This is a genomic window from Petrimonas mucosa, from assembly GCF_900095795.1.
Classification (GTDB): Bacteria; Bacteroidota; Bacteroidia; order Bacteroidales; family Dysgonomonadaceae; genus Petrimonas; species Petrimonas mucosa.
In genome coordinates this window covers 2,710,328-2,735,133 of sequence record NZ_LT608328.1, presented here as the reverse complement: position 1 = coordinate 2,735,133, position 24,806 = coordinate 2,710,328, and the positions used below count along the sequence as shown (strand labels likewise).

At 51.3% G+C, this 24,806-nt stretch carries 13 protein-coding genes; 2 read left to right on the top strand and 11 right to left on the bottom strand.

Annotation, left to right across the window (positions count from 1 at the left end):
• Window positions 1–12 precede the first annotated feature (12 nt).
• Window positions 13–966: an IS1595 family transposase gene (locus ING2E5A_RS10890; protein ID WP_071136336.1), complete on the top strand. Its 954-nt coding sequence runs from the start codon at window positions 13–15 to the stop codon at window positions 964–966.
• Window positions 967–976: 10 nt separating this feature from the next.
• On the opposite strand, the gene ING2E5A_RS10885 is transcribed toward ING2E5A_RS10890, so the two are convergent.
• The 6 genes from ING2E5A_RS10885 to ING2E5A_RS10860 form a co-directional block, all read right to left on the bottom strand.
• Window positions 977–3,847, bottom strand: a complete 2,871-nt coding sequence (locus ING2E5A_RS10885; protein ID WP_071138331.1) for a hypothetical protein — start codon at window positions 3,845–3,847, stop codon at window positions 977–979.
• An 88-nt stretch (window positions 3,848–3,935) separates the two neighbouring features.
• Entirely contained in the window at window positions 3,936–4,250 is a 315-nt protein-coding gene (gene rhaM / locus ING2E5A_RS10880) for an L-rhamnose mutarotase (protein ID WP_071137413.1), read from the bottom strand.
• A 19-nt stretch (window positions 4,251–4,269) separates the two neighbouring features.
• Complete coding sequence (locus tag ING2E5A_RS10875; RefSeq protein ID WP_161942011.1) at window positions 4,270–6,663, bottom strand: family 20 glycosylhydrolase; 2,394 nt, start codon at window positions 6,661–6,663, stop codon at window positions 4,270–4,272.
• Window positions 6,664–6,673: 10 nt separating this feature from the next.
• Window positions 6,674–8,797, bottom strand: coding sequence for a DUF5722 domain-containing protein (locus ING2E5A_RS10870; protein WP_083373317.1), 2,124 nt, complete (start codon window positions 8,795–8,797; stop codon window positions 6,674–6,676).
• On the bottom strand, window positions 8,794–10,608 hold the full coding sequence (locus ING2E5A_RS10865; protein ID WP_071137411.1) for a hypothetical protein: 1,815 nt from the start codon (window positions 10,606–10,608) through the stop codon (window positions 8,794–8,796). The genes ING2E5A_RS10870 and ING2E5A_RS10865 overlap by 4 nt, the downstream gene beginning before the upstream one ends.
• Before the next feature lie 31 nt (window positions 10,609–10,639).
• Window positions 10,640–12,109 carry a hypothetical protein gene (locus ING2E5A_RS10860; RefSeq protein ID WP_071137410.1) on the bottom strand — a complete coding sequence of 490 codons (1,470 nt, stop codon included), beginning with the start codon at window positions 12,107–12,109 and terminating at the stop codon, window positions 10,640–10,642.
• Window positions 12,110–12,574: 465 nt separating this feature from the next.
• Between ING2E5A_RS10860 and ING2E5A_RS10855 the strand changes: the two genes are divergently transcribed.
• Window positions 12,575–13,675 carry a hypothetical protein gene (locus ING2E5A_RS10855; RefSeq protein WP_154670082.1) on the top strand — a complete coding sequence of 367 codons (1,101 nt, stop codon included), beginning with the start codon at window positions 12,575–12,577 and terminating at the stop codon, window positions 13,673–13,675.
• Window positions 13,676–13,828: 153 nt separating this feature from the next.
• Here the strand turns inward: ING2E5A_RS10855 and ING2E5A_RS10850 are convergent, their stop codons facing one another.
• Genes ING2E5A_RS10850 through ING2E5A_RS10830 form a run of 5 tightly spaced genes read right to left on the bottom strand, consistent with a single transcriptional unit; the run spans window position 13,829 to window position 24,797 of the window.
• Window positions 13,829–15,310 (bottom strand): glycoside hydrolase family protein, encoded by a 1,482-nt coding sequence (locus ING2E5A_RS10850; RefSeq protein ID WP_071137409.1) that lies wholly within the window; start codon window positions 15,308–15,310, stop codon window positions 13,829–13,831.
• Complete coding sequence (locus tag ING2E5A_RS10845) at window positions 15,300–17,216, bottom strand: glycoside hydrolase family 127 protein (RefSeq protein WP_071137408.1); 1,917 nt, start codon at window positions 17,214–17,216, stop codon at window positions 15,300–15,302. Before ING2E5A_RS10845 ends, ING2E5A_RS10850 begins: the two co-directional genes overlap by 11 nt.
• A 16-nt stretch (window positions 17,217–17,232) precedes the next feature.
• Window positions 17,233–19,410: a DUF5722 domain-containing protein gene (locus ING2E5A_RS10840; RefSeq protein WP_071137407.1), complete on the bottom strand. Its 2,178-nt coding sequence runs from the start codon at window positions 19,408–19,410 to the stop codon at window positions 17,233–17,235.
• Window positions 19,388–22,834, bottom strand: coding sequence for a DUF4832 domain-containing protein (locus tag ING2E5A_RS10835; RefSeq protein WP_071137406.1), 3,447 nt, complete (start codon window positions 22,832–22,834; stop codon window positions 19,388–19,390). The genes ING2E5A_RS10840 and ING2E5A_RS10835 overlap by 23 nt, the downstream gene beginning before the upstream one ends.
• The gene (locus ING2E5A_RS10830; RefSeq protein ID WP_071137405.1) at window positions 22,824–24,797 is read right to left on the bottom strand and encodes a glycoside hydrolase family 127 protein; all 1,974 of its coding nucleotides are present in this window, start codon (window positions 24,795–24,797) and stop codon (window positions 22,824–22,826) included. The genes ING2E5A_RS10835 and ING2E5A_RS10830 overlap by 11 nt, the downstream gene beginning before the upstream one ends.
• Window positions 24,798–24,806: the final 9 nt, after the last annotated feature.

The window sequence follows — 24,806 nt, the reverse complement described above, 5'->3', positions numbered from 1 at the left end:
AAGATTCAAACTATGAATATCCTGGATTTTGCTATAAATTACCCCGATGAGGAATCCTGTCGGAAAAAATTCAAAGAACAAAGAGACCAAATGGGAGTAACCTGTCGTCATTGTAATTGTAAAGAACATTATTGGCTGGAAAACAAGCAGGCCTATGAATGCAAGCGTTGTCGCGCACGCCAAACCTTGCGTTCAGGCACCGTCATGCAGCACTCCAACCTGCCTTACCGTTACTGGTTCGTGGCCATGCACCTGCTCACGGCGACCAAGGGCTCCTTTTCCGCGGCGGAGCTGCAGCGCCAGCTGGGGCACAAGCGTTACCAGCCCATATGGGAAATGGTCAATAAACTGCGTGACGTGATGGGCAAACGCGATGATGAGTACACCCTCGAGGGAGCCATCGAGTTGGACGACGCCTTCTTTTCCACCGAAATATCCCTTGAAGAGAGGGACAAACCGTTGAAGCGCGGCCGCGGGAGCCAAAAAAAGACCAAAGTGCTGGTAATGGCTGAAAGCAAAACGGTTGAAAACCCCAAGCCGGGTAAGAAACCCAAGAAGGTTAGATACCTGAAAATGAAAGTGATCAGTGACTTGAAGTCCGGTACAATTACAAGGAATGTCAAAGAGCACGTTGAAAGCACGGCGGATCTGACCACCGATGACTCAACATCTTACACTAAATTGAAAGAGCATGTTCATTCACATACGGCATCTGTTATTCCACACCAGGATCTTTCCAAGGTGCTGCCCTGGGTGCATACCGCGATCAGCAATGCCAAACGACAGCTCCTGGGCGTGTATTACAAGATAAAACCAGAATACTTGCAATATTACCTCAACCAGTTCTGTTATAAATTCAACAGGCGTTACTTCGGGGAAAACCAGTTTGAAAGACTGTTGATAGCCGCTGTAACGTATGCTCCTGATTTCAAGTCAAGAATTTACAATAGGAACTATTGCGGATAATCATTTTTTCCTATTTCTGCCGGTAGGTAAGCTCGAGCCATCTGCCGGACATGGATTTGTCTACTTGGAATATCAGGTTGCCCGCCTCGATCCTGTTCTTGACTGTCTGTTTCCCGTTTTTCAACGTTGCACGGGTTGCTCCGTCCGGAGCAGGCAGGGAAATCTCTCCTTCTCCGGTGATGCGGAGGATATAGTGGTTCGGCTTATCTCCTGTCGGGAGATAGTCGATATCGACCGGTTGTTGGGCAAACCGGTAGTGAACCCGGTTCAGCATAAGATCTGTACAGTTATTCCCGATAAAGGCTATTAGCCGTTTGTTCCTGTCGGTCCGGAATGAGATGTTCAATCTCCCCCTGTAGGTGATTTCGTGGCCGTTAACCTTCAGATCCTGAATGTCGAGCAGGTCAGAGGGCATCGGATTGGCTGCAAGTGCCGCTGCATCGGCTGCTTCGTTCCGCGAGAAGCCGCCTTCCCAGTTTTCACGGTGTGTGCGGTAATGTTTCACAATGGCTGTGGCACCGTTAGGAAATGTTGTTGCAAAAAAATCGGTCGTTCGCGACACGTAGGTTGGATTGTCGTTCACCGGGAAATTGCCGCTGGAGGGATAAGCACCTGCGGCATCGAGGATTTCAAACAGTGTCCTCGATTCATATCCAAGGCTGGCCGACTGATCATCGCGGGGACGAAAACCGCAATAGTAAACGTATCCGTTCCCCTTTTTCATTCTGGTGCCCACAATCTTCTCCTCCACCTTTGCCACCACTTCAATGTCGGCAGACAGAGGTGTGACGGGGTAAATGCGGTCGACCAGAAAGTCGGTCAGTATGGTCTGCTCACCGATCTCTACAAAAGCGTTTTGAAACGCGATCTTCTTGCCTGATGCAATCTCGCCCAAATATTGATCGAAGCGGTATTCTACACCGAAGAGTTGTTGCCAGCTGCTGCGGCAATCGTTCCCATCGCTATCAATCAGGGGTGGGGTGCTGAACCAGATCACATTGCCGCCCTTTTCGGCCATCCGGCCCATCATCTCCAGCAGTTTGGCATGGGGCAGGGGTTCGAACATGGCAACCACCGTCCGGTATCTCTTTTCAGCTACCTGTACAGAGCCATCCTCCAGCACCTTGCCCATCTCCACGAACTTGTCCGTTGTCAGGTAGTTTGCGTAGCCATATTGTGTCATCCAGCTTCCGAACCGCTCTTCCACAGCTACCAGACTCATGGGGTAAAGGATCAATACCTCGATGTCGCGGTGGACGTTCCCCGTCATGAGCCGCATGGGATGTGAAGGTTGTGCACCGAATGCCTCGTTCAGCCTGTTTTTCCAGTGAAGTGCCTCTTTTGGAAATCCCCAGGCGGCGGCATATGCATTGGGGTATCTGTTAACCACACCGATGGATGCGCCCATGGCCGCACCGTAGTAGTTCCGGTCGCCCCAGCCGGTCTCTGCAAAATCATTGCCGGTAGGTTGCAGGTATTCACCCCACTTGAAATAGTCGTAGCAGGCAGCCGCGGCCTGGTGAACCGTGTTGCCCCATACATAATTTGAGGTAAACTCATACTTGTAGGCATTGGCGTGCAGTTTCTCCGTATCCCAGTAGTCGATGGTGGGACTCTCTGCCCAAGATGCATGAGCGCTGGTCGGCATTTCGTGGCCGTAGATCTTCTCGGCGTAACTCCTGGCATCCTTGAAGAGATCTACCACCCCGTGATTCAACATCTTATAGTAGCGGTCCCTGAGAAGAAAGGTGCGATGAATTGCCTCAGGGGTTTCACCCATTACATATTGCACGTTCCGAACAGCACTTGCTGTTGCCTGGTAGTAGGGGGCACCGTAGACAAAATAGAGCATGTACTTGTCATCGAACGGCTGATTATATCTCTGTTGATATTTCTGCGAAAAACCGCTGGTGAGAAACCGGATGTTGAACTGTCCACCCTCGTGGTGGGAGAAGTAGGCCCAGTCCTGCTGTATATGCATCTCGTCGGAGTAGAATGATGTCAGGTTGACGTTGTTTTCCTTGTATTTGTCGATGAGGCGGTGAAGGAAAACCGGAGCCTTGTCGCTGAAGTAGTCCATCTCGGGGGTCTCATACTCAAGCAGTACCATCACCCGGGTGTAACCCTCCATTTTTTCATCCTTGTTGCCATATACCCTCAGCCTCCTGATGGGGAAGATCATGTCAGTAGGCGAATTCTTGAGTCCATACTCACCACCATCCACATCAATGGTATCTCCACCTTCATAATGTACATCATTGATTTTCACAATATCATCGGGATCGACCGCAATCAGATGGGACGATTTCAACGGTTTTTCACGGAATGCATACGCTTTTACACCTTTCAGCTTGATCTGGAACTTGCCTTTGTTGTTGGTCCAGTACATCTGTTGCCACATATCTACCGAAAATGAGCCGTCACTGGCATTCATCAGGCCCACTTTATATCCCAGCCACCGGCCCGACTCGTTTGTCTGGTTCTTGTATGCCGGACCCAGTTCAAGGGGGGAGAGCAGGCTCAGACAGATTCCCATGTCGTACTTTCCGGCAAAGTTGCTGATGAACCTGATCATTTTGACATACTCGTCCATGTCGGGTGTGAGCCGTCTCTCCGTACCTGCTTGCGGGCGGTACTGCCTGAAGAATTCATCAAAGGCTATGGTCAGTTCCTTGTCGCCCCTCCGTTTGGCTGATTCACAAACTTCGCGCAGGCTCATGAAGGTGCTGTTGTACCCCAGTGACATATCGATTTTCTTGTCCGGATCCATCAGGTCATATAACTGCTGGTCACTGGTCAGTATAATTACTGCCGCATCCATTGCCGGTACGCATAAGAGCGAACAGATGGCGATCAAAACAATTCTTTTTATCACTTTCATATCGGTATTTTTTTTAAGTATCCAACCTGCCGCCACTTACCCTGTCTTGTTTGTCCGGATCGGCGCGGACAGGCAGCGTGCAGGTTTTTCAATCCATGTGAAACAACTCTTCCAGTTCGATGGAGACAGGAGAGTTGTCATCGTTTACCTCCATAATATCCGCCATGAAGTCCCACCATCTCTGCACGATCGGGTTGGTGCCGATCTCCTGGGAGGATTGTTCTCCATGGTTCTTCTGTACTGCAAACAATACATTGGTCTCCTTATCCCAGAAAATGGAATAATCTTCCACTCCGTTTTGCGATAAGAGTGCTTTCAACTCGGGCCAGATCTCGGCATGCCGCTTTCTATACTCCTCGCTGAATCCCGGTTTCAGATACATTTTAAAAGCTACGCGTTTCATGTTATTTTTTATTTAATTGTTAATCGATCCTTGTCACTCCTTCAAAACTGAGGTAGTTTTCCGAAATATTCAGAGCTTCAATGGTATTGCGTGTCTCTATCGTTGTAAGGATATGGGTGTTGAACCCTTTTCCGGCATCGTTGTCATATACCCAGGTGGGAGTAGGCCACAGACAGGCGCGAAACTTCACCGTACGGTAGAAATCCATCGATACGCCACTCTGTCCGTGGTGCGACATCTGAATATAATCGCAGTCCAGTTGATCGCGATAAGGTCCATAGAGCAGCTTGTCGCCCGACTCTTTTCCCAGATCACCGAGGAAGAGCACCGATTTCAGCGGATCCCAGACCTTGATGACCATGCTCGAATTGTTATAGGGGTTACTTTTCAGCTCTTCATTCTTGATGCCGAGTATACGGAGGGTGGTCTGTCCGAATGCGAAGGTCATGCCCAATGTCGCTTCGGTCACGGTAGCGCCCGATTTTTTTGCCGCTTCGTAATAGTTAAGTGCCTCTCCCTTGTAATTGGGTTCACCGTTAAGCAGTGAATCGGAAAATGTGGAGTGGCAGATTTGCCGCACCCCTATTCCCTTGGGATTTTCCAATATGCGGGTAAGGGCTCCGATATGGTCGGGATGAGGATGGGTGACGAACCAGCAATCGACAATGTTTCCCAAGGCTCCGATAAAACCGCGCAGGTATCCCTCTTCCTCCTTGACTCCGCCATCGATTACAATCACCTTGCCATCATCGGTACGTATGATGTACGAATTGCCGATGGTGTTGATCTGTGATGGCAGCTGCCACAAGGTAAAGGTGTCGTCCTGCCTGGTGTAGGTCGGTTGCTGGTTGATGTAACCCATTTTCCGCCATCGGCGTTCGGTCTTTTTCATGCGGTGGCGGAACTCGTCGTAGTTTTTATCTTCGGCCTTTGTCCATCCGCATTCTGCATAGGCGGCAATACGTGGAAACGTCTGATAGTAGATCCGGGTCTGGTTGGGGGTGTACTCTCCCCACATCTGGCAACCGAGTCCGACAATTGCACCCACTTTCTCTCCTGCGATGCCGTCCGGTACCGGATGGAAGGAGTAGGCCTTCTCCAGCGGGGTCACCTCGTAGGGGTAGTCGAGATAAGTATAGTGTCGGTTGGAGTTCACCACACTGTATCCTTCGTTGATGGCCTTGTTTATCAGTCCGATGTCTCCGTCCCAGAAATGAACCAATGTCCCTTTGGCCAGTTTTTCGGATTGGCTCGCTTCGAGATGTGCCTCACCGCGGATGTTGTCTCCGGTGATCTCGTTCCATCCCATCGTGCGGACCCCTTTTGATGCCAGGTAGTTGGAGAGCCGGTTAATCGACCATACCTGCAGGTCGGCATAGGTAGGTATCTTTTGATCCTTCATGAACTGTACGATCTCCGGATTATTCGCCCAATGGGTATAATTGGCTTCGTCGCCGCCGATATGGATGATCTTCGAGGGGAACAGTGTGATCATCTCATCCAGGATGTCGTGGATAAAAGCCTCTACTTCAGGGTTAGTGACGTTGTAAAGATCTCCCCAAACACCCTTTCCCTGACGCTTGCTGCTTGCCCCGAGCCAAGGGTAGGCTGCGATGGAGGCGGATGCATGGCCGGGTACCTCGATCTCGGGAACAACCTGGATTCCCCGCTCATCTGCATATTGCACGATCTCGCGGATCTCGTCCTGTGTATAGTACATCTTTTTCCCGGGAAACTGTTCATCCCACTGGGCCGGTGTCAACTCCCGGTGCGAGAAATCGCGTTTCGATCCGATGGTTGTCAGTTCCGGGTATTTCCTGATCTCGATTCTCCATCCGGGATCATCTACCAGGTGCCAATGGAAAGTGTTCAGTTTCAGGTAGCTCATCTCATCCAGGAGCTTCTTCACCATTTCCATTCCATGAAAGTGCCGGCTCTCATCCAGCATGAATGCACGCCAGGAGAAGGCCGGCTCGTCGATGATGCGGCAAACGGGAATAGTAATCCCGTTTGCCTGACAGTTGATCAGCTGCCGGAGGGTCTGGAGGGCATGGAGCAGTCCATTGCGTGTGGTTGCAGATACCTGGATCTCTCCCCTGGCGGAAACCGATATGCGGTAAGCCTCCCGATTTTTTGAGATCTTCTTGTCGATAGCAAGTATCAGGTTAGCCTCGTTCCGCTGTTCAGTAATGGAGGGCTCCACGCCGCACCCTTTCAGGAGCTCCGTCATATAGGTTGAACTTCCCGTCGCCTCCCGATCGATGTAGATTTTCCAGTGGCTGCCGACCGTGATCTCTTCGCCTGTAACCATCTCCTGTTGCGGTTTGGGCACGATGGGGAGAGTGTTACTGTCGGTTGCGAAGAGACTGCCAGTTGAAAAAAGGGTAATTAAGGTCAAAAATATCAATCGCATATTCATCTTCTTATTTTACTTCATGCAACACTTCAGACCAATCACTGACTCCTATAACCGATTTGTAGGGTTCAAAAACTTTATCTTCCTGTGGAGTGTCGGCTGCCTGATAGAGGTACCATACCGGCTTTTTGCCCGCTGGATCGTTCTCATCGTCGGGGTATTTTCGAAGGCCGATCCGGAGGCCGAATTCACCTCGTCCATCCATCCAGTTGTGCCATTGAAACGCATCAATCCCGTCCAGATGCTTCATCTTCTTCCATGCATATGCGAAGCCGGCTGCCTGCTCCTTCAGGTCCTGTTCGCCATAGGTGCGGGAGTTGGTGCCGTTCTCCGACAGCCAGACCGTTCTCTTCTGCGAGCCCAGGTAGAGGTTCTCCGGCTGTTTGATCCATCTGTCCAACACCTCAAGATTCTTGAAGGTGATCATCGGACTATTCATGGAAAAGGTGGCCGAGCGGTCGTTCCATGTTTTGGGCTCATTCAGGTCTTCCGGGTAGGGGTGGTAGGCAATGCCCCACCGGAAGTCACCCTCTACTGCCGAATATTTCAACAAACCCTTGAGCAGGTCGAGTGTGGCATAGTCACCATCTACCGGTACCGGTTCAGACCAGGAGTGGGTGAAGGAGGCCAGCACCTCGCTGTTGGCATCGTATTTGCGCGCGATGTTGTAGCAGAGCCGCATCGACCTGTGGTATGCATCCAGGAAGACCTGCAGGGGCCTGTCATCTCCCATATTGGTCCATACGTTGCCGGCATCCACTTCGTTATGGATAATCCAGTGGTGGATACGTCCGAACTTGTTGTCCTTCCTGCTGTAGCGGCTGGCCAGAAAATCCAGTGCGGCCGCATAACAGTGTACGCTTTCGGCAGAGCCCATGTTGGGCATTGTATAGAATGCATGTTCTCCACCGAAGTTCTCATCCTGAAGCAGTTCGCCTACCTTCGGGTCGGCAGATTGATCTGCCGAATTCACCAGAATGATCGCGGCAACTACAATATCATGTTTGAGTGCCTCTAAAAGTGTCTTGTCGTAACCATCCACCACCTTGGCATCGAAATAGTAGCTCCTCCCATTGAACCGGTGTTCGATGGTGTTCTCCTTCCTGTCGAGATGGAGGAAACGGGAGAGCCAGACATTGACCGTGATACTGGTGACCGGGATATCTACAAGATCGGAGCTGTGTCCCCTTGAAATATGGTATCCTCCGATGCCCTTTCTCCCCTTCAGGACCCCTTTCGGCATCATCTCCCGTGGGGTGATGCTGTCGGCATAACGGGCCGATGAGAGGATCCCCTCTTTGCCGGCAATCATCCATCTGGAGAGTGCGTGATCATAGTTGAATCCGTCGATCTCCTCATACCTGGGTCTCTCCACGGTGAAGGATTTCCCGGTTATTTCCGTACCATCAAGCTCTCCGGCGTTGAGGGGACTCTCCCAGGGCCTTACTGCACAGAGCAGCCTGCTGCCTTTGCCGGCATCAACATTTCCCTGGATGAGGATCGTGGAATCGTACACCTCTACCCGGGTAATCGATGCGGGATAGGTAGTGGAAAGGTAACCCTCCAACCGGTTGTTCTGTTGCCTGTCGGATACCCTGAAAGCCTCCCACTCCTTGAAGATGGCATCTTCAGCCCTGTTGCGTCTACGGAAGTGGATATTCCGGATAGTGACCCGGGTATCGGGCTGATCTCCAAAATCGATCCGCAACAGATCCTTCTCCGGGTTCCAGTTGGCCTTTGCAACGGCCTCGCCCAGGTCGACCGAGTAACTGGTCATCTCACCGGCCGGTATCAATCCAGGGCATTTCAGCATGCCTGCCACATTCGATCCAACGGAGCCTGTCTCCCGTGTGAGAAAATATATCTCCATGAAGTTTACCCCTTTCTCGCTGATGTATTCAAAGGTGAGCACCGTTTTTCCGTCGGCGGGCGACAGATCCTGCTCCTTCAGCGTGACATAGGGGTCGTTTCCAAGGGTGGTAATGCCAAACTGGTTCCCATTGAGCGAGTCAATGGCCAGGTGATTGGCCGACTGCCGGTCGAAACTCAAGTATCTGCCACTCTCCTTGCCGCAGCTTACACTTAGCGTCAGCAGGAGGAGAAAAAGGGCGGTTGGGTAACTTCGTCTCATTTCGCGCTCTCCGAATAAACAAAATTGAATCTTCCTCCAGGAGCAGTATCACCATTTACGTAGAAATCCATGATGTTGCCATTCTCCTGCATGTTGTCGTTCCACTTGAATTCAAAGTCGAGACTTTTCCCCTTCACTCCGACGGTTGCTCTATTTACTTTGATCTCCAGCCGGTTTCCGGCAACAATATATCGCTCCCGTTTCACCTCTTCCCATTCCCATCGATTGCCGACGTTCTTTTCCACGATCACCTCCTTTGAGGTCGGGCTCTGCCGGTTGATGATGTAGTCGTAACCGTTCCATCCGGTAGATTTGTCCCTGTCGATATCGATAAAGAGCATCATCCAGTTGCGCTCTTTTCTGGAGGTAAGGGGTTCGGCACACTCCACGTAGAAATAGAGAAATTCCTGATCCCTGGCCACTTTAGCCTTGACGATGTCGTTGCGACCGGTATTGTTGGTATAGTAGGTGTTGTTCCTGCCGGGGTGATCGCGATGGAAGGTGTTGCCTTTGTAGTGGTTGTAGGATGGAGCCACATCGTCCCACTGACCGGGCTTTCCGATCTTGATGGTCTTGGGGGCGGAGATTTTTGCAGGTGGGGACATCCCCTTGAATTTCCTTACATTGTCCACCAGTTGCAGGTAATAGGAATCCCCCTTGTCTCCCCATCCCTTGTTGGGTTCGATATCTCTGCTCCGTTTCCAGTCAAACTGATCCACAAATGAGAAGGGATCTCCTGTCCAGCCATCTTTGGGGAGCCACTGACCGGCGATATATTCATTCCATCCGGTAACAAACACCAGTTCGGGATCAATCTCAAAGGCACGATCCCACTGTTCCTGAAAGTTCCATCCGTAGAGATAACCGTCGACCCTTGGGTCAAATCCGTTCCTGAAGGAGAAGTCCCTACCCTGGGAGCCGGGCAGGTTGAAAGCACTGCAATGACCGTTGGTTTCAGGAGCTGCATTCTGTGCCACTCCCACGGCTACCTGTTCAAACGTGCCATCGGGTTGTGGCACATATCCTTTCTGGGGATAGTTCTCGAGCCATGCCCAATGGTCTTTCCGTTTGGGACCATCCACATAGTCCGGCTGACCAGGTCTGAAGGTGAAGAAATTGGCAATCTCCTTATCCTCCTCCGAATCGGTGAGGTTGTCGGGGTAGGCCATGATTCCCGGTTTTCCTTTCCAGATAAACCATAGGTTCTGATATCTTCCCGGTTTGTATACGTCCCGGTAGAGCTGTCTCAGTGATACCAGCGAGTGGGGAGCCGGGCCGAAAGGCAGCATAAATGCAATCTTCGGTACATTCACACCCTCTTTTTGTGCCTGATCCCAGGTTTTCATCAACGCTTCATATGACTCTATCCAGGTGAGACTTCCGTTTGTGCAGTCGAAGAAGACCACATCAACCTTGGCGTCCGCCAACATTTCAGCATGCTTTCTCAGTACCCACGGGTCGGTTGTCTTGTAGTAACCTAGCAATGGCTGCTCCCAGTAAAAGAAGCCCGGTTTTGCTTTCCCCCATGCCGGATGATTATAGTCCTTCATGGCTTCCGGGTGCTTGCGTACAATCTCGGTAATGTTTTTTACCGTAGTGGTAGTATCATCTTTTCCCTGGTGCCAGGTCCAATAGAACATGGCGACAAACTTCTCCCGTTTGTCTCCGGCATCGGAGTATGTTCTGACACCTCTGCCAAGTCCATCGGTAGCCGACCACTGGTCGCTGTCTACCTGTTGTGCCGCGATGGTAAAAGTTGTTCCCAAAATCAGGAAAAGAGTGAGTAAATTGCGTTGTAATGCCCGTTTCATAATCTATCTCTTTTTGGCTTTCTGTTAATTATTACCGGGTCAACCGGATACTTCTAATTGTTGCGTTTCCCTTTTCGGAGAAAGCGATCTTAATGCCCTTCATCGATTCAAGATAATCCGATATGTCGTTCAGCCCGATCCGGTAGCTCCGGTTTACCCCGTCGGCGATGATCTGCTGCTGCTTTACGATTGGCTGTTTTTCGGGATATAGTCCGGCCTTCTCCCGTTTTTCATCTTCCATGCTGAATTCCCCCTCGCTCCAGTTTAACCAGTCGGTGAAATCCGACTTGCCTACCGGCTGCAGTTCAACGGTGATATCCAGGGTACCGCTGGTGGTGAGAAAACTGCCCTCGATCTCGAGAGAAGCTGCATTGCTTGCTTTCCAGAAGGTCTCCGGGCCCACGAGTGAGCCCCCTTTCCCGAATTGCACCTCCAAGCCCTCCTTCACCGGGAAGCCGTTATCGCTGATTTCCCCCTGATAGTACCAGTGGTTGCGCGACTGGCTGAAATCCCATACGGGATTGTCGGGACGTGTACGGTTGGTCCGGACAAACGATCTGATATCGTCGAGAGTGCCGAGGATAAATGTTGTCTTATAGGTCAGACGTATGTTGTGATCAAGGATCTCTTTCCCGATAGGCGCAATATGTCCTGTCTGGCCATCTTTTTCACCACCATGCCCCTTGAACGAATCGTTGGGGTGGAATCCGCCGTTGAACCTGACCACCTCCGGTTGAAAGACCCCGATTCCGTAACCGTTGTCGTCGAGTAAGGCTGCCCAGTTTTCAGGTGTATAGAAGTTGACCCAGGGCCATCCTCTCTTGTTGTTTTTGTCGACAATCACGGTAACCGGTTCATCGGCAAAGGGGTTGTCGCCCAGGTAGGTGACCAGCTTGTACCAAGGTCCGTTGGTATATACTGCCGGCATCTCCTGCGGACAGGCCCGATACTGTTTCTTGTCCTCTCTCTGGTTCACCAGGGTGGCCTCCATGGTGATTACGTTGCCCGTCAGGGTATAGAGGCATTCAAACCGGCACTCACCCGGTACGCCACTCTTGTGTGGCCACTGCATCGGGATGCTGCTCACGAAGATTGCATTGTTGCCCCGTTTTTCGTAAGCAACAATCTTGGAACGGTTTCCACCTGCGTCGCCCGACTGGATCGGGTTCCATCCCAGCCCCTCCCACTCAGGTGCGGGTCGTTCCCCGTTGGGACCGATATATGGCCATGGTCCGCTGTAGTAGGACATCTGGATCTGTCTGCCCCAGTCATAACTGTTGATCATGTTCTTCCCGCCATTTGCCTTGTCGGAGAGGTAGGTGACCGCTCCACCCAGGGAAAGGTCGACTCCCAGTTTTATCCGGTCATTCTCGATGTAGAGCATCGATCTCTCTTTATCCGGCAAGGTATCTTCAGTACCATTGGCAGGTTTGCCGGATGTGCAGGCGACAGAGAGTGTCGCGCAGAGGTAGATGATGAGGAGATGATTTGTATTCAGCATGTTGTAAGTGATTTAAGGATCCTGTCAACCCGTTTGGTAACATTAAGCGTTTTTGAAGTCTTGAATCTTTATTTTCATTACCTTCTTTTTTTAAGATTATTGCTGTCGCAGTATATCAGTAATTTATGTTTGCCGGCGTCAATCGGGTAGATCAGATGTGACGAGCATCTACTTCAGGCGAAGATTATAACATTATACAGATTGCACTCTCCTGTAAAGTTTTTACAAATGTAACATATCAGGCCAGATGATAACTGATAGAATTGATAAATGAGGTAAGAAAAATGACCGATAACGCTTGCATGAGTGCGATCTATTGATCAAATTCATTACCTTAGCGCCCCGGACTCTGTCTAAGCCATGTTATGCCATCTCACCGTAACCGGTTGGCAGCGTCGATATTTGCGGAAACAGTCGACCATCAGTGAAATTTGAACTTATATATTTAAAACATTTGAAAAACTTATGAGAAAGTATCTGTTTTTATTAGCAGCTATTGCAATGCTATGCAGTTGCAGCGGTGAAAAAACTGAAATGCCGGAGAATAGTGGCGACCAATTTCCGATAATGGCGTGGATAGGGGTTCCGGAAAGCAAGACAACCGTTGAACGGTTCAAGGAGTTGAAAGAGTCGGGAATCAACATCAACTTTTCGGTATATTCCAGTCTCGAGGCGGTGGAAAAGGCGTTGGAGGTTGCCCGGCAAACCGGCGTCAAACTGATGCCAGCATGTCCCGAATTGAGCATGGATACCGAAAATGCCGTCAAACGGCTGATGAATCATCCCGCTTTGGCCGGCTATCACCTGAGGGATGAACCGGGCGCGGATGATTTCTCCATGCTGGGAGAGTGGGTGCGGAAGATTCAAGCGATAGACAGCAGGCATCCCTGCTATATCAATCTCTTTCCCAATTATGCGGGACAGGAGGTATTGATAGGGAAGGAGGGGGTGTTGGCGCCCGGTGAAGATCCATATGCAAAACATGTGGAGATGTTTCTTGCTGAGGTTCCGGTCCAGTTTATCTCGTTTGATCACTATCCGGTGGTGGAGGAGAACGGGATGAGGAGTCTGCGCCCGGGCTGGTATAAAAATCTTGAGATCATTGCAGAAGCCTCCAGAACCTCTTCGAAACCTTTCTGGGCCTTTGCTCTTGCCATCGCCCATAAACCCTATCCAATTCCAACGGTTGCGGAGTTGCGGCTTCAGATGTTCAGTAACCTGGCATACGGCGCACAGGCATTGCAATACTTCACATACTGGCATCCGGGAGATGACACGCCCTGGGATTTTCATGACTCTCCCATTAACCTGGATGGTTCCCGGACGGTTGTTTACGACCGCATACAGGAGGTAAACCGGGAGATACACTCGCTCTCTCACCTATTTCTTGGAGCCGAACTGCTATCGGTTTGGCACACTGGCAGTCAGATACCTGAAGGGACCCGGCCGATTGATCAGTTACCCGCGGAGATAAGAAGACTGGATACCGGTGATGGTGGCGCAGTTGTATCGTTATTGAAAAACGGTGAACGGCACTACCTGGTGGTGGTTAACCGCGATTTTTAATCGCCCATGTCGCTTTCTGCCGTGACGGAAAAAAAGGTGAAACGGGTGTTGAAGGATGGAACCATGGCTTCTGCGAGGGAATTCCCAGCGGTTGAAATGGTCGGGCCTGGTGATATGGTAATTTTTACCTGGGGAAAGTAATTCCCCAGGTCTTTACCACTCAATCTCCACCCACCTTGTCTTCCACCTTCCCCATGTGCCTATCCCATAGGCATAGGAGAGATATTGCGGTGTTCCTTTCCGGATGTGTCCTTTTCCATCACCACTCCATCCACAGTTGTGAATGCCGGGCATCAGGTTTTTTCTCACCTCTCCGATCTTATTGAAGGTCAACCCGTCTTCCGACTCCCAGATCACAAGGTAACCCTTTTCGCTCATCCTGTCGGCAGTATGAATCGCCTGGAATTTTCCAGTAACCTCGCAGTATTTTACATCTGCGTGGTCCGCTCCGGCAATATGGCTCTTGTCGATGGCCACCCCCCGCTCGTTCAGCTTCCCGGGCCAGTCGGGATCATCGGCAGGTGCGGTAGCCACCCGGGTTGTGGTCCCTACATCGTTCCAGGAGTAGTAAAAGTATATGGTGTTGTCTACCACCACGATGGAGGGTTCACCGGCACCGAACTTTTCGGGATTGCCATCGTATCGTATTACCGGTTCGGGATTCACTCCCCATTTCTCTCCGTCCCACTTCTCCCAGGGACCGGTCTGACTTTTGCTCCGTGCCACATAGACATTGTTTTGCGTCATGGCAATATTTTCAGTCGAAGTATATCCAATGTAATAGTACCCGTTCCAGTAGGCTGCTCCCGGATCACATACTGAATAGTGATCGGATGAGAATTCGGTGGGGAGCAATGAGATTACCTCCCGGGTCCAGCTTTTGCCCCCGTCGGTGGAGCGCTGATAGGATGCCTGGTCCCAAAAGATATCACCGCTGGTCTCCTCTTCCGACCACATGGCTTCCCAATGGCTCTTTTCGATTATAGGAGCACCATTCCGGTAGCTGGTGACACCGGCGACCTCTCCTTCACGCAACCATACGCCCGATTGGTCGGTAAGGCTCTCTGACAATTCCCAAAGATAGGTTCCGGGCGGAAACTTCTCCGATCTTGTAATTCCCAGTTTCTCTCCGTCGGCATAGTTTGTATACCTCTCCGTGGCAATCGCAGGTTGTGCAACCACGTCGGCGTAACTCATCGACGGATCATCCCATTTAAAGAGTTTCAGGGTCAATCCACAGGGTTGTCCGTGCCAGTTGGGGCTTACTACCTTTACGCCCCAGAATGGAACATCGGCTGTAAATTTCTGGCCGACGGTACCGTATGCCGAGACCGGATATGCCGTATTTTTTCCGGTTTTATTGTACAACTCGTGCCACTTGCCGTAAAAATCACCCACTGCGGCAAACCAGGCGTCGATCGACCCATCGTCGTTGATGATGATGGAGGGGCCGTAGCGATAATTCTCCCCCTCATATATGTCCCATCCACTGTTCTTTAATTTGAAGACCTTCACGGCTTTTGGGCCTGTTTCCTCCTGGCCTCCCTTCTCCTGTTCACTGCAGCAGGGGAGCAACAGTAAGGAGATAAGTAGCGGTAATAACCAACGCTTCTTCATCATAACGCTATTTACCATGTGATTCACCCTCCTTTATCGGAAGCCATGTGCAGATATGCATGCCATTGTTCCAGTTATCCACGGAGGCGTAGTCGGTCATGGTAATATATCCGCCATCTTCCAAGGGTACCGAGAACTGCAGGTTGCTTCTGCCGGCAGCAGGCTTCTCCTGGACTGCATTGATGAAACCGTTCTCCGATGCCAGACGTACCGGTTTGTCGTAGTTGCTGTCGATCTGCTCATCCCTTGCCAACACTACCGGTCCGTAGATCACCGCCTGGAAATTGTCGCCAGCGCGATTGCTTCCACGTGGTGCGTCAATCACCCTGCACCTCATATCCAACTCCAACCTGATAGAGTCGCCCGATTCCCATTTGCGGCTTATTTCCGTATAGCTGCCGGGGGTCACCTCAACCGGCCCGTTGTTCACGGTGAGCGTTGTGGCGAGACTCCATTCCGGAATCCGTAAACGGATTGTAAATGTTTCACTCTTGTCAAGCGCCACCTTAACCTCTATTTTGCCAGAAACCGGATAGTCGGTGTTGATGGCAATGGAGCCCGATCTCTTGCCGGGAGTTTCAAAAACAAAATCTCCCCTGTTATAGAGATTGATAACCGGTCCACTGTCGGAATTCATTACTGCCACGTAGGGAATATATGCCAGTCCCATCGGTCCGTTGAGATTGCAACAGGTTACCTGCAGCGAGTCGAATTTCCAACCCCAACCCTCATCGGTCACCTTCGAGCCATTCAGCAGGTTGACGTAACTGAATCCATCGCCTGTAGGTTTCATCGCACCAATCAGTCCGTTATAGGCATACTTTTCAATGTAGCCGGCGATGGCAGGATCGCCCGTCAGGCGGAGCAACTGGCTGCAAAACTTCATCCAGGTCACCCCTACGCAAGTCTCCATCATGCGGGTAATGTCGGGATTGGTCTGCTCCAGTGCAGTGTTTCCCCATGCCTCACCATAGACGTAAGGGTGATAGGGCTGATCCGATCCCCCGTTACCGATGATGGTGATCTCCTTGGATGCGATGTTCCGGAACATATTCATCAGCATCTCCTTGTGTTCCGGTTTTCCCACCACCCTGTAATATTCGGCCAAACCTTCGAAGAGCGACATCATTTCGTAGGCTTTGGGGTAGTGACCGGCCATTTCCCAGGGATTGACGTTGTTCAGGGCATTCTGGAAAAGGTTGTACTCTTTTGTGCCTCCCGATTCTATGATGTAAGCGGCGAAGTCGAGAAAACGTTTCTCCCCGGTCCATTTATAGAGTCGCATGAAAGGTTCCAGCAGGGTACTGGATTCAATGTGGCAAGGTTCATGTCCGATATTGGTGGCACTCCATCCCACGTCCGTGATTTCAGTTTTCGGTGAGGGGCCGATCAGGGAGATAATATTGTCGGCCTGGCTGATCAGGGCGTCAAGGACTTGAGGATCGGGATTTACCCACTCGTAATACTCCTCCAGACCCAACATTACATACTTCCGTTCCCACAACTCACTCTCCTCGGGCTGATTTTCAATTGGGACACAGCTGATGCTGCCATTCTCCCTCCGGGTGGTAAGCAGGTCGTTGACGGTTGTCTCCAGAATCTGACGAAGCTCAGGGTCGTTGGTATACCGGTAAAACATGCTGCCGGAACGAACTGCTTTTCCCCACATCTCGCCCAATGCGAACTGGGGTCGCCCGTTTCTGAAGAAGTCTACAAACTGGTCGTAAGGCAGATCGCCCTTGTTCCAATGGTTAATGGAGTGCTGGATGTACTGTTCGAAAAAGCCCTCCAGCCTTGCCGAACCGGGCGGTAGCGGAGACATTGTATCCCGGACGGCTTCCTTTTCTTTGTGATCACTGCACGAAACAAGGATTGCAAGTGAAACAACCGTGATAAGTGTGATGATGCTTGAAATTCGTTTCATTTGTAATGATAGTTATTTAGGGTATGACATTGTGCATGATTTCATTCCATTGCCGGATACCGATGATTGATCTGTAGGGCTCGAAAACCTCATCTTCCCTCTCCGTGCCGGCAGCCTGGTAGGCGTACCAGACCGGCTTGACACCTCCCGGCTCCGTCTCGTCATCTGGAAAGCGTCGTAAGCCAATTCTCAAACCGAATTCTGTCCGGTTATCGATCCAGTTGTGCCATTGTATGGCATCGATTCCCTCCAGGAGAGACAACTTTTTCCAGGCATAGGCAAAACCGGCAGCCTGCTCCATCAGATCCTTGTTGCTGTAGCTCCTGGAGTTGGTTCCGTTCTCGGAGAGCCACAATGTTCTTTTCTGGCTTGAGAGGTAACGGTTTTCATTTTTTCGGATCCAGTAGTCGATTACTTCGAGATTCTTGAAGGTGACCAGGGGAGTGTTGATGCTGAATGTGGCTCTTGTATCGTTCCATGTTTTGGGTTCGTTCAGGTCTTGCGGATAGGGATGGTAGGCCACACCCCATTGAAAGTCCCCCTCCCTGATACTGAACTTTTGCATGGCTGTCAGCATCTCCTTGGAGGAGTAGAGCTCCACCGGCTCTGACCACGAATGGGTGAACGACCCCATCACTTCACTGTGGGGATCATATTGCCGGGTGACGGCATGGCAGATCCGCATGGAGCTGAGGTAGCTCTCCAGGTAAATCATCATTGGCTTCCGTCCCATGTTGGTCCAGGTGAGACCGGCGTCCACCTCATTGTGCATGATCCATTTGTGTATTCTCCCGTTACCGTTGTCGGGCCTGTTGTAACGGGACGCAAGGAAATCGAGCGCCGCGGCGTAACAGTTGACTCCCCGATCGGTTGTCAGGTTGGGCATTGTATAGATTCCTTCCGGGGTATATGCGGGATGCTGTAGCAGCCTGCCAATTTCCGGATCCACACACTCGGCCGCTTTCTGTATCAGGATAATTGCCGCAACCACAATCTCTCTGGAGGCTGTCAGTCTCAATGCTTCATCGATGCCATTGAGGTAGTTTCTCGAGAAGTAGTACCTCCTGCCCCCATACTCATGCTCGATTGTATTTGCTGCCGGATAGGTGTACATCATTGCGGTTATGGGAATATTGATGGTGATGCTGGTGATGCCGAGGAGGTCCAAGTCGCTTGCGAAACTGTTCATGAAAAAGCCTCCCAACCCCTTTTTGCTCTTTAACACTCCCGGAGGCATCGATTGTTGGGCGGCAATGAGATCTGGATACCGGGCATGAGAATCAATTAAGAGGCCGTTTCCGCCCTCCTTGACGATCACCCACCTGGATAGCAATCGGTCGTAATTCAATCCGTTACGGGTGACGAACCTGGGTAGCGTGACCTGGAAGGAGCGGCTATCCAGGGGTGTTCTCTCTCTGAAACTCTTCATGGCAACCAACGTGTCCATTGGCACCACCTCGCACAAGCTGAACGCTCCGTCACCATTGTATTCGCCCGTGATGGTCACCGTTGTGGCATCAATCTTCACTTCGCTAATCTTCGATGCGTAATCTTTCGCCAAGTACTCCTCCCATGCGCGCTGGATCGACTCTTCCTGCCTGATGCGAGCCTCCTCCTCCTCAAACGCATGGAGTTCCAAGGCATTCATCTTTCTGAAGTAGATGTTTCTGATAGCCAGATTCACGCCACTCTCGGTGCCAAAATCAAACCGGAGAATATCACCCGCTTTTCCCCAGGAGAATTTTTCCAACTCTTTTGGCATGATCAACGAATAGGTTCTCCATCCGGAGGAGGCACTCAGCAATGGGCCAAAGAGAGAACGCGATTCTGCAATGTCGGGGCCAAAGAAAACCTGTAGCCGGTCGATATCTTTTGAGCTTTTGTATTCAAAAGAGAGCACCACGGAATCTGCGTGCCTCGCCTTTGATATCTCCTCGGTCATGATATAGGGATCACCGCCTGTAGTGGTGATCGAGTAGCCATTTTTGTCATCCTTGCTGATGGTCAGCTGGTTTGCCGATGCAAGGTTAAACTTCAGGTATTGGGTGTTTGATTTGACAATTATCGGCGCTCCTGTTTTCCCTTCCTCCTTCTGACAAGCCTGGAAGATACCGGATGAAATGATCAGCACGGCCATGTAGAGCCGGCATCTTCCAAGTGCACGATTTCGTCTATTTGTTATAGCTTGTTGCATACGAGATGATGGCTTCTATATTGATTGCACTTTCCCAAGGCCTGTAGTTACAACCCATGGGGACCCCGTTGTTATAATATTCCACCCAGGCTCCGGTTTCATCCACGATGGAGAGCATGTCGGCAAGAATCCTTGCTGCAAGCGGCTCCTTGTACCTGCTCAGCGCGTAGAGAAAGAAGCCATACTCGTATCCGATGGTTATGGCGGATCCTTCGCGCGAGGAGACCTCTCCTTTCCTCTTGTAATTGTCAATGATAAGTGCCAGGTTGTGATCCAGAATCTTCCGGGGGATCACGGTAGAACGCAGATAGAGTGGGGTCAGCGCCAGCGAGGGGAGGAAATAGCTTTTCCGCTCGATCACCGGGAGGGTTAACCCCTCGGCGATACATTTGGGACAGAGGTAATTGCCTCCGCTATCCTTTCTGGTCTCCAACACGCCGTGTGATCCGGCGCAGAAGCCATGACGGTATTCAGGCATCGATTCAATATCCATCCGCAAAGGGTTGTTGGCCATAATTTGTCTGCCGGATACGAAGTTCTGCAGATAAGCTCTCTCGGTCTGATGGAGTAGTCTCCTGTCGGATAGGATGGTTGAACTGTTCCATAACCCGTACTTCTCCACGAAGGAGAGGAGCTTTTTCCCCGATTCGATGAAAAGGAGAGTCGCTTCGGCAGAACCGTCGTTCAGTGCACTTCGGGGCAATATCCCACCGGCCACGTAGGTCTCATCTCCGTTGAAGGGCAACATCCCTTTGATCAGGTGTCTTTTTTGCGCCTGCCAGGCCCACTCCAACATGGGGAGGATCTCCCTTGTAAAAGCGACATCGTTTGTGTTGTTCAAGTAGTCGAAAGCTTGAATGATCAGGTATCCGGTAATTTCAACCTCGTCATTTTCATGCTGGTGGAAGATGCCGGGAATTCCAATAGCCTGGGCGTTGCGGATATATCCGAAATGTTGCCAGATATCCCAGTAGAATTGCAGAATTTTCCGGGCTTCCTCAAAATATCCCATCGCCAGGAATCCCCTTGAGACACCGTACTGGTCCCTTACATATCCCAGGTGGTAGCGGTGTCCGGCAATCACCGCTCCCTGGGTAGCCTGTTGGGTCTTCAAGATAATGGCCACGTTGTCGATCTGGTCGAGCACCTTCCGCCTCATGGGGAAGCTCTCCGGAATGAGCTTCTCGAATGCCTTTCGTCGGTTTGTATAGTTCTCCCAATATTTTTTGGTTCTCTCCAGCAGGAATGGAGCCGTGGCTGTCAATGCCAGGCGGCTGTTCTCGTCACACTCCTGAAATGAGGCTCCACCAATGCAGTAGAGTTCGCTTTTTCCCGGTTTGAAACTGAGCGAGAAGAGATCGGGTTCAACCTGATTCAGTTCACTGTTACCCGTTGAGCAGATATTTTGAAATTGCTCATATGGATGATTATAATCACCGTAAAAGGGTAATCCCCTCCCTTTGTAGAGCAGCAGGGATGAGGTGTGGTGGAGGGTGATCCTGTCGCTTTCCTCTATATGGATATTGATGGCAAAAGGCTTGAGGCACTCCACCATCCGGGTATAGATTGCCGATTTGCTGTCGATGAAATCCTTGAATCTCGCCACAATCTCCCCTCCCTTGTAGAGCGTATGCTCCCAGATAGCAGTTCCCGGTATCCGTGAACTGCTGGTGGAGTCCATATCCTGCACGATCAGCCGGATGTATGAGGGTGAACTGTATCCCGGCCCGAATATGCTCTCAATGTCTGCTCCCTGGCCGAATACACAGTAGTTTCCGTTTCCCAGGCAGTGGAGCTGTGCTGGCCTGCCGGCATAAACAGATAGCATGCAGAGGCACATGGTGACAATAGAGAGCAATCTATGCCTGCATTCAACAGGTATCTGGCTGTCTGCTTTCATACGGGAGGCGTAATCCAATAAAACAATTCTCCCTATCTTATAACGCCTGTGCCCGTCGTGATTGCCATATGGCAGTTCATAGATGGGGGTCCCGTCGAGTTTGCCGGCCGACAGATACAGGTCGTAGGTTCCGGGCTTGCATGTGCGGAAAAATGTTCCCTTGTGATCCCGGTGAGCAGGTGCAATGGTGAAGGTGGAGGTGATCTCCCTGCTCTTCAGGTTGTCGGCCTCACTTACGGGGAGCTCCTTCAGGTTGCAGGAAGAGTCGGTAAGAACCGATACGATTCCGCCCTTCTCATCCTTAAGGGTGAAACAGGGATAACCACCCCCGTAGCATGGTGCAACCCCGGCGTTGGCCCACCTGCTCTTGATGGTAAACTTTTCCCCTTTTCTTACGGTTCGGGGCCAGGTGATTTCCGGTACCTGCAGGCGGTAGCCGATACGCCTGTTTATCCGTCGGATGATCTCCTTGTTTGCTTCGTAAAAACGATCGGGCCACCAGTGGATCGAGAGGAACGAAGCGTGATAATCCTCTACCGCTTTCATGAGCAGATCGTTGTCCCAAGCTCCCCTTTCGACCGATCCTCCATAGTGCTCATGTTCCAGGACCACCGGAAGAGTGGGCCAGAAGAGCTGTGCCATTTCGCTGTGAAACCAACTGTTTGGAGGTGGTTGTACCAGAATGCTGTCGTCATGTATGGTCACTCCCTGTGAAAAGGCGTAGTCCGTGATCGGGAAACGTTCTCCTCGCTGGTCATGTCCCGCATAATCATCCGATATGCAGAGCGTGGTGTGCTTGAAGTGCCTGCGGTAGAGGTCGATCATCCTTTTCTGTGTCTCCACTCCCCACGATTTGCCATGTTTGGGTGTGGTCAATACGGTATGGCCTTCGCCCCACATTCCGTAATGACCCACAAACAGGTAGGCCACGTTGGGATTGTTGTCATATCTGGCAGCCAGTACCCGGACGAAATTCTCCACCTTTTCCAGAAAGATCGGATCGTCGTAGTCCGGCTCAAGATATCCATCCACTTCGTATGACTTGGCCCCCGCATCGTAGATCCATTTAGGGGTTCCCGATCCCATCCAGTTTTCAGTCGCGGTGATGCAGATTCCCACCTGGCCACCCTGTTCAATCCATCGTTGGGCGGGGGTGTCCAGGATTTCCCATACATACTGTCCCTCTTCCGGCTCCACGAATGCCCAGGGTATACGAAGAAAGACGGTGTTCATTCCGGGAAAGTAGCGGACCGTATCGGAGGGTTCCAACTTTGAACCGTAATTCTGGTACAGATTTGAATAGTAATAGGTCACCCATCCCATTCCGGGGTTGATCAAAGCTTCACCATGGTCGGTAAGGCGTGCGTGCAACTGACCCGAAGGTAGCGGTTCAATCTCCGGCTCGATAGCTGAGGTTGGACTGCTGTTCAAGGGCATGCCATGCAGATCGCTCCGGATGGCAGTGGCCAGGCCCAGGGAGGCGATACTCCATTTCTTGATAAATGTTCTTCTGTCACTCTTCATTGTTCTGTTTTTTATAAATTTCAGGTATCTCGGGACGTGGTCCGTTATCTGTGACATTTATCCTCCAGTCGAGATTATTGATATAGAGGTGACGGAAGTCGAAAGGTTGAGGGAGCCATACCCTGAACAGGTTGCCCGCTTTCCAGCTGTTTCCGGCTGAGGCGTAGTCGCACATGGGCAACTCGTGCTGCTTCCCGCTTTCATCCGTTACCGGCACCTGGAATGTCATCCATATCTCTTTCACCGGGGGATTATCGACCAGTGTGAGATCGATCGAGCCATCCCGGTTTTTCCTGAAGCTGTAACGATACATTGGCGGAACCTCCACCCCATGACGAAACGGTATCAGCCGGGTATCGGATGCCAGTATCACCGGACCGCGCCGGATTGCCGCATCCGGAACCCCTGACGGTGCATTCACCACATAGCCGGTCATGTCGAAGCTCACCTCAATCTTGTCCCGGTTGCACCATTCCCGCTTGAGGGTCAGATAGCTTCCCGGGGAGACTTTCTTCCGGTAACGTTCACCGTTGACTGTAACCACCGTTTTTTTGCTCCATTCGGGAATGCGAAGGCGGATATCAAAGCGCTCCTTCTTCGGGATGGAGAGGGTGATTGCCACATTGCCACCAACCGGATAGCGGGTCGACATCTCTAGGGTGAAGGGTTGATTGCCGGGCGACTGCATCTTGCCTTGCATGGGAGCATAGAGGTTTACCGCAAATCCGTTTTCCGATCTCATGACGGCCCATGAAGGTGTCAGCAACATTGCCCTGGGACCGTTGGCCACGCAACAGCTCATCACGACATCTGCAAACTGGAGGTGACTGGGCACCCTTTCTCCCATCAGTCCGGTGTAGTATGACCACCACTCGCCATCCGGTGTCTGGGATGCCAAAAGTGCATTGTAGAGACTGATTTCTAGCTGATCGGCATACATGCTGTCACCGGTGAGACGCAACATCTGGTAGAGAAGTTTCATCCAGGTTACGGTGACACAGGTCTCCAGACCCTGATACATCGGGTCGTTCTGACGCATCTTCCCATTGCACCAGATCTCATGCAGGGAGCCCGAACCCACCAGCATGATCTCGTCGCGGATAATCGATTTGACCAGCTGCCGGGTTGCTTTGAGGTAGTCTTGGTTTCCGGTGATCCGATAGAGCTCGCAGAGACCTTCGAAGCACGACATCATCTCATATGCCTTGGGTGCGCCGGCCATCTCCCAGAGCGGGGTCTCTGCAACTGCTTCATCCACAAGCCTGATGCCTGTCGGTGTCAGCTTGTTGGGACTTTTCCAGAGTTGTACGATATGTTCGGCAAGGTCGAGATATTTCTGTTTGCCGGTTCTCTGGTAAAGCAGGGCAATCGGCTCCAGTACCGAGCTGGAGGCGAGTCCTTTCCACCCGATCCACCCGGTTTCTGCCAGATTTACACTGCTGCCGGGACCGGCCTCGCCTATCAGGTGATCCGCCACCCGTTCCGCAGCTTCAAGTGTTGCCGGGTCGCCAATCTGGTCGTAATAGGCCAATAGTCCCAGCAGCACATATTTACGGCCCCAAATGTCCCAATCTTTCAAATGGTGCTGATCGGGATATGTGCCAATATATCCATCTGCAGTCTGTGTGAGTAGCAACCCGTTTACCGCGTTGTCGATAATCTCCCGATATGGCGGCACAGGTTTATATCCATATCCGAGCATGGCCGATGTAACCCATTTCCCCCAGAATTCGCACCTGAACCCCCAATTCTCGTCGTTTCTGAGCTGGAAGGGGAGGATGAGGCGTCCGATATCCTGTGCCATTACCCTGTTCTCGATGCAGAGGTCGATTTTCTCACCTACTTCTCCTCCAATTGAGAGTGATCCGTAGGGTAGGGCGGTGAACTTATCCTGTCCGTTTACCGGGAAAAATGAAGCGATACCGATCAGAACGGAGAGGAGTGGTGTCAAATGTATGCGCATACCAGATAT

Excerpts from the sequence above, each read along its gene's own strand:
- ING2E5A_RS10830 (WP_071137405.1), bottom strand. The coding sequence starts at position 24,797 with ATGCGCATACATTTGACACCACTCCTCTCCGTTCTGATCGGTATCGCT.
- ING2E5A_RS10835 (WP_071137406.1), bottom strand. The coding sequence starts at position 22,834 with ATGAAGAGTGACAGAAGAACATTTATCAAGAAATGGAGTATCGCCTCC.
- ING2E5A_RS10840 (WP_071137407.1), bottom strand. The coding sequence starts at position 19,410 with ATGCAACAAGCTATAACAAATAGACGAAATCGTGCACTTGGAAGATGC.
- ING2E5A_RS10850 (WP_071137409.1), bottom strand. The coding sequence starts at position 15,310 with ATGGTAAATAGCGTTATGATGAAGAAGCGTTGGTTATTACCGCTACTT.
- rhaM (WP_071137413.1), bottom strand. The coding sequence starts at position 4,250 with ATGAAACGCGTAGCTTTTAAAATGTATCTGAAACCGGGATTCAGCGAG.
- ING2E5A_RS10885 (WP_071138331.1), bottom strand. The coding sequence starts at position 3,847 with ATGAAAGTGATAAAAAGAATTGTTTTGATCGCCATCTGTTCGCTCTTA.
- ING2E5A_RS10875 (WP_161942011.1), bottom strand. The coding sequence starts at position 6,663 with ATGCGATTGATATTTTTGACCTTAATTACCCTTTTTTCAACTGGCAGT.
- ING2E5A_RS10890 (WP_071136336.1), top strand. The coding sequence starts at position 13 with ATGAATATCCTGGATTTTGCTATAAATTACCCCGATGAGGAATCCTGT.
- ING2E5A_RS10865 (WP_071137411.1), bottom strand. The coding sequence starts at position 10,608 with ATGAAACGGGCATTACAACGCAATTTACTCACTCTTTTCCTGATTTTG.
- ING2E5A_RS10845 (WP_071137408.1), bottom strand. The coding sequence starts at position 17,216 with ATGAAACGAATTTCAAGCATCATCACACTTATCACGGTTGTTTCACTT.
- ING2E5A_RS10870 (WP_083373317.1), bottom strand. The coding sequence starts at position 8,797 with ATGAGACGAAGTTACCCAACCGCCCTTTTTCTCCTCCTGCTGACGCTA.
- ING2E5A_RS10860 (WP_071137410.1), bottom strand. The coding sequence starts at position 12,109 with ATGCTGAATACAAATCATCTCCTCATCATCTACCTCTGCGCGACACTC.
- ING2E5A_RS10855 (WP_154670082.1), top strand. The coding sequence starts at position 12,575 with ATGAGAAAGTATCTGTTTTTATTAGCAGCTATTGCAATGCTATGCAGT.